Source organism: Thermoactinospora rubra (assembly GCF_002093975.1).
Lineage (GTDB): Bacteria > Actinomycetota > Actinomycetes > Streptosporangiales > Streptosporangiaceae > Nonomuraea > Nonomuraea rubra_A.
In genome coordinates this window covers 1-14,743 of record NZ_MSZZ01000071.1, presented here as the reverse complement: position 1 = coordinate 14,743, position 14,743 = coordinate 1, and the positions used below count along the sequence as shown (strand labels likewise).

Here is a 14,743-nt window from a genome sequence, read left to right as displayed (position 1 = left end):
ATGTACGACGCAGTGTACACACTTAAGGATCTAGGGCAGCAGAATACATCCATCGCTTGACTTAGTTCACACCATCCGCTTCTCTTGGGGAGCCACCTGTTCGACGGTCAGGAGATCCTCCATGAGCAAGCTCTCGGTCCCGCACGGCGTCACGGGGACAGCCGACGTGGTGAGGATAGGTTTGCCCTTGTTGCGGGAGGAGCAGGACGCCTGCGCCTCCGGGCGGGCTTTGCGAGCACGGCAGCTCCTGCGAGACGAAAGACGGCCTCGCCGGAAGCCCGTGGAAGACTTCTTCTTCAAGCCGGTGCAGGGCATGCTCGACGCCGTCGAGCATCACGGCCAGGCATTGGAGGCCGCACAGCGCGATTCCCGGCATGCGCGAAACTGCCACCCCATGCATGCCGAGTGGGCGCGTGAGGCGACTTCCGTCTACCTCGCCGCGCGTGCCCAGGAAGAGGCTGCGAGGGTCGCCTCCGGACATGCGCCCACCTTCCCGGTGGCCGCGGAATGGGTGAGCATCGACCGGCTGCGCGAGCCCGACGCCAGAGGCATCACGCAGTACGAGCGAACTGTGTGGGGGCGTCGATACGCCACCGGCGACGGGCGGCTCAGGGAGATCTGGATTCCCTCCATAGGAGCCGCCAACAAGGACCGATCGGCTGTGGAGATCGCAGCCGCCGCGGCGGTGACGGCGACAGGTGTTCCGGCACGGGCCCCCTACAGGCAACGGTATAAGCAGCTCGATCACGATGTGGTCAGGCCCGAGCGTGTTCGAGTCGTGGCCGTTGGCCTGGGCGACGGCAGCGTTGAGGTTCTGGCGGACTGGGACGCCTATGAGGCCACGGATCGCTTCGCCCGCCTGGCCAAGCCCAGATACGCCGCAGTCGTCGACGGCCGGACTCTGCGTCCCGGCTCGGACTGCCTAGCCTGCGAAGGTCTTTCTGCCTGCACTGCCATCCGCGAGGTGCCTGGGCTGCTCGGTGTCCCCGCACCCGCCCGCCCGCGCAAGCGCCGTAGCCTCTCGGCCTCCGACCTTCGCTGCTATGAATCGTGTCCGGCGCGTTTCCACCTGACCCGGACGCTGAACATCCGAGACGGCCGTGCCGAGAACGAGGCGATTCGGAGGGGCCGGGCGGTCGACTCCTGGCTGAACGAACGCCATCGGCGGCAACCGAGGATCCCCTGCCGGGAACTCCCCCTTCCCGCGAGCCTCCCTGGGCTCGCGGGAGAGGAAGCGGCACCTGCCCTGGCGATGCTCCGCCGGCATCGCGCCCACTGCCCTTTGGACGGATTGCCGCCTGACGCGACGGTTCGTTCCCAGTGGCGCCTGGCTGCCTACGATTCCACAGCCGACGTGGTCGTCATCGCGGATCCCGATCTGTTGTACACCGAGCGCGGCGGATGGGTGTGGCGCGAGACCAAGACCGCCAAGACCCGCTCCTGGGGAGGACGACCGCTGCTGCGCACGTATCCCCAGCTGGCGCTGGCCGTACTCATGATGGCCTCTGGGGTCCTGGGCGGCGACCCGCGCCACTCGCGCATCGAGCTGGAGCTGTTGCGGGAGGATGGATCGGCGTGCGAGGAGATCGACCCGTTCGACGAGACCACTGTGGACCAGGCACGCACCGTCATCACGTACCTTGCCGCCGGCTGGGCGGCCGACGAAGAGTACGCCGCCACACCTGGCGAACACTGCTCCGAGTGCGAGGTCCAACGATGGTGTCAGGTACGTCGAGACGATGCGATGGAGGCTCACCGGTGACCGTCGAAGCCGAAGACCTCCCGTCCCCGGCCACGGACTGGGCCGCTCACGCCGGGATACCGCTCATCCGTACCGTGGCGGGCGCCTTGCTCGCCCTCGAGGCCAGGACCGATCTCGGCTCCTTCACCCTGCCCTACCCCCCGGAGGCACAACGGGCCCTGGACCGTGTCGTTCTCGCCTGCCTGCTCAAAGGCGCCTTGCCCCCCGCGAGCCTCGTCGAACTCCTTGCCTGGTGCAGGGAATTTCCACTCATCGACTGGCCCGTTGACTGGCCCGCCGACGCCGTCGGTCCGGACGACAGGCTGTTGGATCCCGATTCGGGACGTCCCACGGAACTGTGCCACGAGTGGGCCGAGCGCGTCGGTGACTCCGCGCTCGTCTTCCGCGATCGGGAGATCATCCGGGCAGCGTTGCGGCTGTGCCGGGAGTACGGCGAGCCGGAAGCGTACACGGCTTTTCGCGGGTTGCTCGTCAACCGGCCCGTCCTTACCGCTGCGGAGAGTTTCCAGGTCCTGAACGACATGGTCCTGGCTCCGGTGCACGAGTTGATCCGGCGTATCTACCTCCCCGTTCCGGACAGCTACCTGCGCCACGGCGAATTCGTCGCCTGCTCGCGCTGTCTCACCCTGCTCACGCCCGTGCGAGGCGGTGAGTGGTGGTGTGAGCGCGATCGTTGCCGCAGCCAGGGACCACCACCGGTGGGTCGTCGCCTGCTGCGTGACGACGAGGGCGAGGTGTTCCAGTTGGAGCGGCCTGTCCGCCAGTTCGTCACCGGACCCGGGCGCGCCGAGGCCGCTTTGGAAGCCGAGCTGTCGGCATTGGGACTCCAGGTGCGCATGTGGCCCGGATACGACGCCTACGACCTGCTGGTCACCTTCCCCGACGGGTGGCGCTGGGCCATCGACGTGAAGGACTGGGCACACCCGGTGTTCCTGGGACGTTCTGCCCATCAGCTGCCACACGAGCCCCCCTACGACGAGGCCTTCTGGGTCGTGCCCGATCACCGCATCGCGGCCAGGCAAGGCTACGTCTCCACCTACGAGCGGAATCGCCCGCCGCACGCCCGAGGTCTCCCTCTGCTCACCCACACCCAGCTCGTCAGTCAAGCCCGCCGTCGGCTGCGCACGTCCAGGAAGGCCTCCCATGCGTGACCGTGAACGCTGGCACCGGCCCGTCAGCCGTGAACTTCAGCGTGTCTGGAGCGGACTCCCGCCGGAGTTGGCGGGTGTCAAACCGGCACAGGTGTGCCAGGTCGAACTCGCACTCCGGCTCTTGGAACGGATGGCTCCCGACGAGCCTGCCGAAGGTGCCTACACCCTGCTCGGCGGTTACCCCTTCGCCAAGGCGGCCGGGCTGGCCTGGAACCAGGAACATGAGGCGATGCTCAGCGCCGCACGCCACCTGCTGTGGACCCTGCGCCGGCGGCGTTCGTGGCACGAAGCCCTGGACATGTACCGGCTGGTGCCGGACAGGCTTCGTGCTTACGACGTTCCGACCGGCCAAGGACCGATCGGGCGGCTGACCCCCACCATCGCCTTCGACCGCCAGTCGGTCTATGACGACGCGCTGTCGCGGCTTCCCGACTTCCAGCGCGAACCGCTCCCGCTCGCCCCGCCTGGGCGCAGCTCCTTCACGGAACGCCGTCGACGCAGCTCCGTCACCATTCCGGCAACGCTGACCTTCGACCCTCCGCCCGGCCACGATCTGGCCGCCGGGAGACCAGGTGGCGGTGAGCCGATCACGCTCACCCGTTCCGCACTGAAGGACACCGCACGCTGGATGGACGAGGAAGAGCGGAAGGCGGAGGTGGAACGGCCGGGGAACTGGGAGGATCGGCTCGCCGAACTCCACATCGCTCCACGCGACGCCGACGGACGGGGCTTCACCGACAGCGACGAACTACGCCTCGATGGACTGCTGCACCTGGCCGGCATGGTGGGAGCCGGCAAGAGCACCCTGATGACGCTGGTGGCGGTCTGGGCGGCCCGCCGAGGACTCCGGACCACGCTGGTCGTGGGTGATGTCGCCGAGCAGCTACGGCTGTGCGAGCTGCTGAATGCATTGGAGCTGCCCGCGGTGCCTGTGCTGGGCTCGACGACCCGCGAGGTCCACGTGCAGCGGTTGCACCGGCGGCTCGCCGCACGCGGCCTGGACAACCTCCTGGACCACGACGCCGCGGGCTTCGACGACCTCAGTACGGCCTGCGTCGTCGACGCCCTGCGGGGAACCGAGGCCATCCAGCCGTTGCGGTACGCCGACGCGCCATGCACAGGGCTGTATCCGGAGGCATCCGGCGAGCGGGGAAACATCGGGCCGGAGACCGTCCTTCCCGAGCCGTACCGGCCCGGGGAACACGCCGAAGAACCTCGACAGGACGACGGCGAACTCCACGGCTCCCCATACGGCTGTCCAATCTGGGCGCGATGCCCACGGCACCGAGCCGCTCGCAATCTCGTGGCCACGAAGATCTGGGTCGCCAATCCGGCGAGCCTGGTCCAGAGCCGTGTTCCCAGGCACCTGAACGATGAGCGGGTGCGCCATCTCGAGCTCGCCTGCCTGCTCAGCGACATCGTCGTCGTCGACGAGGCCGATGCCGTACAGATGCAGCTGGACGGCATCTTCGCCCCCTCCGCGACCCTTGTCTCCCCAGGACCCGAGTCATGGCTGGACCAGCTGCACACGCACAAGATCGAGGAGCTGTCCCGCAAGGGCCGGCTGCCACTCACCGATCATGAAATCGACAGATGGAACTCGGCGTTGACCGTGGTCTCCGCAGCGACGGACCGGCTCTATCGGCTGCTGATCTCCGATGAGGAGCTACGGCAGTGGGCGGACATCGACTACTTCAGCCCATGGACGCTCCAGGAGAAGCTCCTGGCCGACTGGCTGGACGAACGGCACCGAGAGCCTGGTTCCGAGGAGAGCGTGCAGGATGAAAGGCAGCTGTATGAGGCTTACGAGGAGGACCGCCCCGAGCCTGCCGACACACCGACCACCGACGTCCAGCGGGGACGCCTCACAGCCATTCTCGACGCGTTCCGCGACGATCCACTCGGCGGCAACGGCCCCTACGGCACGCTCACCGACCAACTGGTCGACCTCACCCGTGATCTTCTCCACACACTGTCCGCCACCCGCACCCGTGCGCGGGTCGGCACCCTGCTGGACCGCCTGATCGAAGGCACGCCGGCCCCGGCACGGGACGCCGCCTGGCGCGATCGGAACTGCCGGCAGCTGGAGTTCATGCTGGTGCTGTCGGCGCTTCACCAGAGGCTGGACCGCCTGACGTTCCTGTGGCCCCAGGTGGAAGCGGCACTACGGCTGGATACCAGCGGCAACGAACTCGCCCGTCGGCCGCCCCTGGACTATGCCCCGGTCATCCCGGAGTCGCCCATGGGCAACGTCCTCGGCTTCCAGTACCTGCCGGATGAGCGAGAACGTGACGAAGACGGTCGCCACAGCGGCACCTTGCGCTTCTTTCGCTGCGCGGGAGTCGGGCGTGAGCTCCTGCTTTCCCTGCACAAGCTGGGGGCCGACCCCGGGGCCGGACGGCTGGGCCCGCACGTGGTGCTGATGTCCGGGACCAGCTGGGCGGGAGCATCGACACGGGCTCACGTACTGGCGCCTGTGGGGGCTGTGCTGAAGCCGTCCAAGCGCTCAATGGAGGCGGTCGAGAGGTCGCGGTTCGCCACCCGCTTTCTCTATGACGAGGAGCAACAGCCGCTTCGCCTGTCCGGCGTCGACCCCAAAGTCCGCCCCGCGGCCGCTCGAACACTCGCCCTCAGGCTGGGAAGCCCTGGGCGCGGGGGCAGCGCCAGCCCGCTGGAGCAGGAGCTGGCCCTGGTGGAGGACGACAACCGCCGCCGGGCCATCCTGCTGGTCGGCAGCTACAAGGAGGCCGCCACCGTCGCGAATACGCTGCACGGCTTGGAACGTTGGAAAGGCCGGGTGCGGGTGCTGGCCGCCGATGACGCCGATCTCGACCACGCCGTTCGCGGCGTGGGCACCCTGGAAGCCGACCAAGCCGCCTTCCTCCGCCGCGGAGACCTGGCCATGTTCGCCGAGGACTGGGACGCCGAACTGCTCGTCGCCCCGCTGATGGCGGTCGAACGCGGGCACAACATCCTCAACGCCCAGCGCAATGCCGCCTTCGGGACCGCGTTGTTCCTCGCCCGTCCACACCCTCGTCCCGACGACCTGGCGCTGGCCGTGTTCGCGGTGAACGACTGGGCCTGCCGCTTCGTCCACGGGTGCGGGCGCCAAGACCACCGCGAGGGGCCCGCGACCTTCGCCGAGCTGGTGGCCGAGGCTTCTGGACTCGACCGCGCCGGACTCGACTTCCGGCACGAGGCCAGGCAGGAGTGGCGCCGCCTGCTGTCGCGCCGCTACGTGTACTCGCGGCTGTCACAGTGGGAGAAGAAGGCCTTCGCCTGGGACCAGCTGGTCACCATGTGGCAGGTGATCGGCCGCCTGGTCAGAGGTGGCGTGCCCGCCAGAGTGGTCTTCGTCGACGCCAGCTTCGCCCCGCGGCTGGCCCGGGCCCTCGCACCGGGATACACCGGACCGGTACCCGAGATGGACGGTCTCCTGGCAGCCCTTCGCTCCATCCTGGCGTCTTATCTCGGCCCTGACGCGAACCCCGAGAACTTCCCAGACCCGGCGGACCCGGCCGTGGCTCGCATGCTCTACCGCCCCTTCTACAACGCCCTGTCCGCCATCGAACATCACCGCTGAGGAGCATCATGGCCGTCAACTACGAGAGGATCCGCACGGCGTCCTGGCTTCCCCTCGGCAGGGACGTCTCCCACGTCGCCCGCTACAGAGCGATGCCCTTTCCCGAGGACTGGCGCGATGCCGTCCTGGACCTCTGCAACGCGGACCGGCCTGCGGACGCCGAACGGTACCGCACCGTGCCCACCCATCGCTTCGAGCAGGTTCTCCAGGCCTTCGCGCCCGACATCCTGGTCATGCCACGTCCCTTCCACCGGGCCGACGACGGGCGTGCTTACTGGCTCTACGTCTCAGCGGACGTCCCCGATCCGCTGCCCCAGGCCGTATTCGGCGCACTGGTGAACAGATGGCTGGGCGATCTGCGCCCCGAGCCCGAATATCGGGCGCTGCTCCATGAAGTCCGGGCACAGATCGCCGCCAACCCACCCGCTTGGGAACCGGTTGAGGCGGAGCTGATCAGTTGCCCCCCAACGTCCGGTGGTACGGCCGCGCCGCTCCCGCACCAGTTCACGCTCAGCACCGACTGGCTGGCCAGGCGCATCCTCGCGCTCGGCCCGTACAAGCACGACGCCGGTGTGCTCAAGTTCCGCGCCGTCTCGCGCGGTCCACGTGACAGGGGAGCGGAACTGGTCTCTCAGCCGCTCCCCTTCGAAGCGGGCGACGAAACCTGGTGGTACTCGGTGGTTCTCAACATCACCCTGCACACCGTTCCGTTCGACCCGTTGCCCCGCTTCCATCTGCACTCCGGCATTCGACGCTGGGCGACACGAGTCAACGCGAGGACCGGCAGGGTTCACCTGCCGTATCGCCGCAGGACAAGCGTTCTGCTGCGGCCGCGAGTGCCGTTTCTGGCGGGCACGCCGCACAGCGAACGGTATGCGATCGCACGCCTGGAACGCCGATGGGACAAGGAGAGAGAGGAGTGGACATCAGACTGGGTACGAGGCGGACCCGCCCAGATGCTTCAGGGCATCTCCCTGTCCGAGCCGTTCCCGGACGCGGATGAGGTCCTTTCGGCGCCGGCCAGCTGGGTGGCGGGCGAGCTACGTGCGGGCATCGTCTACAGCACCGCCATGGGGGCACACGAGGTCAAGGCGGGCCTCATGTCCCATCAGCGTTCCGAGCTCGCAGAATGGGCCGCACAGGCACTGCCGGACAGCATGCGCTGCGCGGCTCCTCTGGTTCGCAGCCGGCGAGCCGATTCGCGGCCGTTCAATGCTCCGCCCTCCACGGTGAAGAAGGAGGACAAGGAGCAGGAAGAGGCCCGCCGGGCTGCGGAACGCCGCGCCGGCGTCGCGTTCGCCGTCTCCTGCTTGCGCCCCGCTCCCGATCTGGAGAGCCTGCCGGTCCTGGAGGTGCGGCTGCTCTGGCAGACCGCGGAGTTGCGCAGAGCGGCCGTGGCCGCGCTCGTCGGGCATCTCGGTCTCAAGGGTGACGGCGGCGAGTTCACCGAGGCAGACTACGAGCACGCCCGGCCCGGCGCTCCAGTCGTCCTGGAGTGGCAGGCGGCCGAGCTCACCGTGCGGGTGCGCTGCATCAAGCTGGCCGGTGGTCTTGCCGGGGGGCTACCCCTTCCTGAGGGCGTCAGACACACCTCTGCCGCCATCACGGATGCCGTACGTGCGCGCCGAGTCGCCGCGGCCTCCTGGCTGGCCGCCGACGTCGCAGACCAAGCGCCGGGGCTGGCCTTGGTGGAGCTGGACCGGCGTGCGGACTTCCAAACCGCCGACCACGATCCGAAGTTCGCGCTCAGGCTCGGCTTCGCCGAAGCCGGCCTGGTTACCCAGTTCCTGGCCGTCCCCAAGAAGGTGGGACGGTACAACTCGCTCAAGAACCTGGCTCACCGAGCGTTGATGGCCTGGGACGACGGTCTGCGCCAGCTCGGCGCGCGAGTGCACCCCGAACCCGGGCTGAGCGACCACCTGCCGGAAGGGCTCCGCTACGTGGCGATATGGCTGGTCAGGAAGAACCGGACCACGCGGAACCGATGGGCAACCTATGTTCCCGTCGCCGTCAAGGTCACCCCACAGCACCCCGGCAGCGGCCTTGCACGGGTCGAGGGCTGGGACCCGGAAGCCGACCAGGGAGCGGGCGCGTGGATACCGTACCCGTCACTGCTTCTGAGGCTGACCCGCCTCGCGGAAGTCACCAGACCGGCCCCTGAGTCCCCGTCCGCCGGCGGGCGAGGAAGCTGGCGCCGCAGCCGGGAAGAGCAGCGCCGCGAAACTGAGGAATGGCTGCAGAAGATCCGCCCCACCCTGCGCGGCACCCCCACGATGCTGCTCGCGCACGCCCAGAACGCCCGATCGCACTGGACCTGGCTGCAGGATGGCCACATCGAGCCCGACCGCATCCGGGATGGGCACGCGCTGCCACGCCGCCTGGATCCGGATCTCAGGCTCGTGCGGGTGCGGACGGCGCAGGGCCGCGAAACCGCCCAGTGGTGGGGCATCCACCCAGGGGATGGACCGAATGGCTTGCCATCCCACCTGTGGGTGTCCCAGGAAGGTGGTTCCGGTCGTGTCTTCTGGAGCACGACTCCCAAACCGGCGCAGTTCAAGAGCTCTGCCGTCGAGGCCGACAAACTTGCACCTCGCCCGTTGCGCGCCGGCAACCGCAAGGGCGAACTCACCATCGACACCGACAAGCCCGGGTGGAACCCGGGTCTCGTCGAGATCGCGATCCTGGGATGCCATCAGACGGGCGGGACAGGGGACGATCCGGAGTCCCTCGCGCTTGCCGTACACCAGCTTCGCCAACCGCCCGATTACCCTGAGGCGCTCAGCCTGCCCTTGCCGCTGCACCTGGCCGGCCTCGCGCAAGAGTACGTTCTGCCTACTCTCGCGGACGAGAACGATGAGAGTTCGGTAGATACGAATGACCCCCCTTCAGCGGAGACCGACGAGACCGCGGACGCGGACCCGGATGCCGCGACGGCGGCGGGTTTGGAGAGTGAACCTGACCCGGACGACGACCAGGAGCCGCTGCCTGGCCCTGGTTGCGCTGAGGCGGACTCCTCCACATGATCCGGCGAGCCGGGTGAGCTCTTGGGCTTCCACGTCGCGCTCCTCCGGGGCAACCGTGTGCACGGCCTGGTTCGATCCGCCGCTGACATCGTGGTGCCGGGCGACCGGTTCACGCCGGTCGACAGCGACAAAATGTCCGGTCGGACGCCTGAAGGCCACAATGCACCCGGCTCAGCGCTTTCATGCGCGCCAGCGCGGTGGGCCGTGAGCGGGTTCAGGTCGACCCTGCGGGCGACGAAGGTCCTTCGAGGAAGGGCCCTTCGGCCCCAGAAGGCGATGACCCGGCGATGATCTAGTGGAGCCATGGACGTCATCACCCATGGCCTGAGCGAGCGGGAGGCCGAGCGGCTGCTGGCCGAGCACGGACGTAACGAGCTGCCCCAGCCCAAGCCGCCCTCTCTGCCCGCCAGGGTGGCGCGGCACCTGGCCGACCCCTTGTCGATCCTGCTGCTGGTCGCCGCCGGCGTCACCCTCGGCGTGCTGCACGAGATCCCCGAAGGTGCCGCGATTCTGGCCATCCTGCTGGTCAACGTGGTCATCGGGGTGAGCCAGGAGGTCAAGGCCGAGCAGGCGGTGCGGGCGCTGCGCAGCCTGACCGCACCGATGGCCAAGGTCCGCCGCGACGGCATGGTCCGGCGGATTCCGGCCGCCGAGGTGGTGCCCGGGGATGTCATCGAGGTGGCCGCCGGGGACCGGGTGCCCGCCGACGCCCGCGTGCTGGAGGCCGACTCGCTCGCCACCGACGAGGCGATGCTGACCGGCGAGTCGCGGTCGGCGGGCAAGAGCCCGGACGGGCAGGCGGAAGGGCCGCTGGGCGACCGCGACGGGCAACTGTTCGCCGGGACGCTGGTGGTCCGCGGCTCCGGCGTGGCGCTGGTGGAGCGGACCGGCGCGGCTACCCAGATCGGCCGCATCGCCGCCTCGCTGGGCGGCCGGGTGAAGGGCCCGCTGGAGGTGGAGCTGGCCCAGGTGTCGCGGCGCATCGGCATCCTCGCCGTCGTCGCCGGCGTGGTCATGGTGGTGCTGGGCCTGACGCGGGGCGGCATCGGGCTGCTGGACCTGGCGCTGGCCGGTGTGGCGCTGGCGATCGCCGCCGTCCCGGAGAGCATGGCGGCGGCGGTGACCACCGCGCTGGCGCTGGGGTCGCAGCGGATGGCCAAGCTCGGGGTGATCGTCCGCCGGTTGTCGGCCATTCAGGCGTTGGGGGCGACCACGGTCATCGCCTCCGATAAGACCGGCACGCTGACCACCGGGCGGCTGGCGGTGACCGACCACCGGGCGACCGGTGGCGCGGGGGACGGGGCCGGCCTGTGGCGGGCCGTGCTGCGCTGCAACGACTCTCGTGACGGGCTCGGCGACGCGGTCGATGTGGCCCTGCGCGCCGCCGCGGAAGGCCGTGGCGTACGGCTCGGCGAGCCGCGGCTGGCCACGCGGCCGTTCGACCCCGAGACCCGCTCCATGGCCGTCGTCACCCAGACCGAGGCAGGGCCTCTGCTGACGGTCAAGGGCGCGCCGGAGGTGGTGCTGGCCCGCTGCGTCCAGACCGAGGAGACGCTGCGGCTGGCGCGGGCCGTACCGGAGCTGGCCGGAAGCGGGCTGCGCGTGCTGGCGGTCGCCGAGAAGCCCACCGACGACCTGGACGCCGACGGACTCCAGCCGGTCGGCCTGGTGGGGTTGAGCGACGAGATCCGGCCCTCGGCGCGCAAGGCGGTAGCCGCCTGCCGCCGCGCCGGCATCCGCGTGATCATGGTGACCGGCGACCACGCCGACACCGCCCGCGCGGTCGCTGAGGACGTGGGCATCCACCCCGATCCGGTGGTCACCGGCGACGGGCTGGACGGGCTGGACGGGCTGGACGGGCCGGACCGCGGCGAGCGGCTGCGGCAGGCCGGCGTGCTGGCCCGCGTCGACCCGGCCACCAAGCTGGAGCTGGTCCGCTCGCTGCGCGAGGCCGGTGAGGTGGTCGCGATGACCGGCGACGGCGTCAACGACGCTCCCGCGCTGCGGCAGGCCGACGTCGGGGTGGCCATGGCCGGGGACGAGGGCACCGACGTGGCGCGCGAGGCGGCCGCTGTGGTGGTCACCAACGGCGAGCTGGGCACCATCGTCACCGGCGTGCGGGAGGGACGCAGGTTGCACCACAACGTCGCCTCCATGATCGGCTACCTGCTGACCGGTAACCTGGCGGAGATCTTCCTGGTGCTGGTGGGCCTGTTCGCCTGGCCGGACCTGGTCATCCCGCTGCTGCCGGTGCAGCTGCTGTGGATCAACCTGGTGCTGGACGGCATCCCGGCCATCGCGCTGGGCGTGGACCGGCCCGCCGGGGACCCGCTGAGCGGCGCACCGCGCCGGGACGGGCTGCTGTCGGGCCGGGTCCTGGGCGTGATCGCGGTCCGCGCGCTCATCGTCGGCGCGCTGGTGTTCGCCGCCGTGGAGGTCGCCCGGCGGCTGAGCTGGAGTGAGGAGCAGGTGCGCACCCAGGCGGTGCTGACGCTGGTGTTCGCCCGGCTCACCCTTGCCTACGTGGCCCGCGCCCGGCGCTGGACCTTCGAGCACGGCTGGTGGCACGGGCGGGCGGTCATGATCGCGGTGCTCGCAACGGCGGCGCTGCAGGCCGTGATGACGCTGGTGCCGCCGCTGGGGGTGCTGCTGGCGTTGGCACCGCTCCCGCCGCTGGGCTGGGCCATGGCAGGGGCCGCCGTGCTGGTCACGCCGCCGCTGTGTGACGTGTTGGGCCGTTGGTCCCGTGCATCGGGGCCGTTCGACCGCGGTGATCATGCCGCCTCCCGGGATTCCATGGAGGGGAAGGGAGCGCGAGGATGAACGGACACATCACCGTCGGCGTGGACGGCTCGCCCGCCGCGAGTAACGCGGTGCGGTGGGCGGCCGACGAGGCGGTGCGCAGGGATCTGGCGCTGCGGATCGTGCACGTGGCCGGCGTCTACGCCTACGACATCCCGCTGCGCCAGGCGGTCGCCGTCTACGAGTCGCTGGAGGACTACAGTGCCTCGGTGCTGCGCGAGGCCGAGGCACTGGCCCGCAGGCGGCAGCCATTCCTGCCCGTGGACACCGTGCTCCGCAAGGGCGTCGTCGCCGAGGTGCTGCGCGCCGAAGCTGAGGACGCGGTGGCGCTGGTGCTCGGGAGCAGGGGTTATGGGCGGTTCTCCCGGGGGCGGATCGGCTCGGTGAGCGCGGCGCTGGCCGGGCATGCCCCATGCCCGGTGGTGGTCGTCCACGACCTGCCGGTCCGGGAGCGGGGCGAGATCGCGGTGGGGTTCGACGAGTGTTCGGCGGCGGCGTTGCGGTTCGCGTTCGCCGAGGCTGACCGGCGCGGCGCGCGGCTGCGGGCGGTGCACGCCTGGCAGCCGCCGGCGATCTCGCCGTTCGTCCTCGGCGCCGATCCGATCTTCGATGAGCTGTTCGAGGCGGCGCGGCACCGCGCGGTGCTGGTGCTGCAGCGCTGGCGGGACCGGCATCCGCGGGTGCGGGTGATCGAGCAGATCGTGCCGGGTGGCGCGGTGGAGGCGATCTGCCGGGCCTCGGCCGCGGCCGACCTGGTCGTGGTCGGCTCCCGCGGGCGCGGACCGCTGAGCTCGGCCCTGCTGGGATCGGTCAGCCGCGGCGTGCTGCACGGCTCGCGCTGCCCGGTCGCGGTGGTACGGCCCATGGCGGCCGCGATCGGAAGCGCGGCATGAGCGTCGTCATCCCGCCTGCGCACCTCACCGAGGAGGCCCGGAGCGACTGGCATGACCTCCAGGTCCAGACCCGCGACCCGGCGCCGTTCGATCCCGGCAACCTCGGTCACCTGCCTGAGCCCGCGCGGCGCTGGCTCCGGCACGCCATCCGCCCCGGTACGCCGTTGCGGCGGGCCGTCGTGCTGGACAGCCACGGCGCGATCCGGATCGGCTCGGCGTGGCGCTCCTTCCGCGCGCACCAGGTGCTCGCGCCCCCGGCGGGGTATGTGTGGGCGGCCCGCGCCTGGTTCGGGCCGCTGCCGGTGCACGGGTTCGACCGCTACCGCCGGGGTGTGGGGGAGATGCGCTGGCGGGTGCTGGACCTGGTGCCGGTGCTGTCGGCACGGGACGACGATGTGGCCAGGAGCGCGGCGGGGCGGCTGGCGGCCGAGTTCGTGCTGGTTCCGGCGGTCGCCCTGGACCCGGCCATCGTGTGGAAGGCCGTGGACGACCGGCAGGTGGGCGCCCGGGTGGCCGAGCATGACGTGACCCTTGAGGTCGGGCCGGAGGGTGTGCTGGAGTCGGTGAGCCTGCGGCGATGGCACGACGGGCACGATGAGGACTTCCGCGCGACCTTCACGGAAGAGGGCACCTACGACGGGTTCACGATCCCGGTCGAGGCCCGCTGTTCCTGGTCGGGGGATGAGTTCATCTGGTTCCACGTCGACCAGGCGATCTACCGCTGATTCCGCAGCGCTGCGTGCCGAGCACAGGACGTGCTACGGCTTCTGCTCGACAGCCCGGGTCATGGCTTCGACCAGCTCTGTCAGGTGTGCGAGCCTGGCCTCCAGCACTCGCACTCTCGCCTCCAGGTCGGAGGTGAACGGCGCCTGGTAACCGATGGCGATCTGACGGGACATCTCCTGCCTCCCCGTCCTGGGCAACATGTGGAACCCAGTCTGGACGCGGGGCACATCGGCTGACACAGTCGTTGGACTCTGCCGCTCGGGACCTTTGTCCTCCGTTCGGACAGGGCGCCGCACGGACGGTCTTCGCCCTGGCGGGGTAGGGACCAAGGTCTCTACCCGATGGGCCAGGCCCAGGAGAGGCTGACGAGCATGGAACCGACACGTATGGACGGCATGGACAGGATCGACGCCTACTGGCGCGCCGCCAACTACCTCTCCATCGGGCAGATCTACCTGCTGGACAATCCCCTGCTCGCCGAGCCGCTGCGGCCCGAGCACATCAAGCCGCGGCTGCTGGGCCACTGGGGCACCACGCCGGGGCTGACCTTCTGCTTCGCCCACCTCAACCGGGTCATCGCCGAGCGCGACCAGGACATGATCTACATCGCCGGGCCCGGGCACGGCGGCCCGGCGGCCGTGGCGCACGCCTGGCTGGAGGGCACCTATAGCGAGAAATATCCGGACATCTCCCAGGATGCGGTGGGCATGCGGCGGCTGTTCCGCCAGTTCTCCTTCCCCGGCGGCGTGCCCAGCCACGTGGCCCCCGAGACGCCCGGCTCCATCCACGAGGGCGGCGAGCTG

The 14,743-nt window shown here is 70.1% G+C and carries 9 protein-coding genes; 8 read left to right on the top strand and 1 reads right to left on the bottom strand.

What is annotated here, in order from left to right; genetic code table 11:
* Window positions 1–121 precede the first annotated feature (121 nt).
* From BSB02_RS35985 to BSB02_RS35955, 7 genes are all read left to right on the top strand, one after another.
* Window positions 122–1,762: a PD-(D/E)XK nuclease family protein gene (locus tag BSB02_RS35985; RefSeq protein ID WP_084965477.1), complete on the top strand. Its 1,641-nt coding sequence runs from the start codon at window positions 122–124 to the stop codon at window positions 1,760–1,762.
* Window positions 1,759–2,913, top strand: coding sequence for a pPIWI_RE_Y domain-containing protein (locus tag BSB02_RS35980; protein WP_206185077.1), 1,155 nt, complete (start codon window positions 1,759–1,761; stop codon window positions 2,911–2,913). Before BSB02_RS35985 ends, BSB02_RS35980 begins: the two co-directional genes overlap by 4 nt.
* Window positions 2,906–6,496, top strand: a complete 3,591-nt coding sequence (locus tag BSB02_RS35975; RefSeq protein ID WP_084965476.1) for a pPIWI_RE_Z domain-containing protein — start codon at window positions 2,906–2,908, stop codon at window positions 6,494–6,496. The genes BSB02_RS35980 and BSB02_RS35975 overlap by 8 nt, the downstream gene beginning before the upstream one ends.
* An 8-nt stretch (window positions 6,497–6,504) precedes the next feature.
* Entirely contained in the window at window positions 6,505–9,519 is a 3,015-nt protein-coding gene (locus tag BSB02_RS35970) for a pPIWI_RE module domain-containing protein (RefSeq protein ID WP_084965475.1), read from the top strand.
* A 303-nt stretch (window positions 9,520–9,822) separates the two neighbouring features.
* Entirely contained in the window at window positions 9,823–12,342 is a 2,520-nt protein-coding gene (locus tag BSB02_RS35965; protein ID WP_084965474.1) for a cation-translocating P-type ATPase, read from the top strand.
* Entirely contained in the window at window positions 12,339–13,214 is an 876-nt protein-coding gene (locus BSB02_RS35960) for a universal stress protein (protein WP_084965473.1), read from the top strand. The genes BSB02_RS35965 and BSB02_RS35960 overlap by 4 nt, the downstream gene beginning before the upstream one ends.
* Complete coding sequence (locus tag BSB02_RS35955) at window positions 13,211–13,939, top strand: DUF6544 family protein (protein ID WP_084965472.1); 729 nt, start codon at window positions 13,211–13,213, stop codon at window positions 13,937–13,939. Before BSB02_RS35960 ends, BSB02_RS35955 begins: the two co-directional genes overlap by 4 nt.
* Before the next feature lie 33 nt (window positions 13,940–13,972).
* Here BSB02_RS35955 and BSB02_RS40905 read toward each other — a convergent pair whose 3' ends face one another.
* Entirely contained in the window at window positions 13,973–14,113 is a 141-nt protein-coding gene (locus BSB02_RS40905) for a hypothetical protein (RefSeq protein ID WP_158088839.1), read from the bottom strand.
* Window positions 14,114–14,311: 198 nt separating this feature from the next.
* On the opposite strand from BSB02_RS40905, the gene BSB02_RS35945 reads away from it, so the two are divergent.
* A partial coding sequence (locus tag BSB02_RS35945; protein WP_476756189.1) for a phosphoketolase family protein occupies window positions 14,312–14,743 on the top strand: 432 nt, incomplete at its 3' end.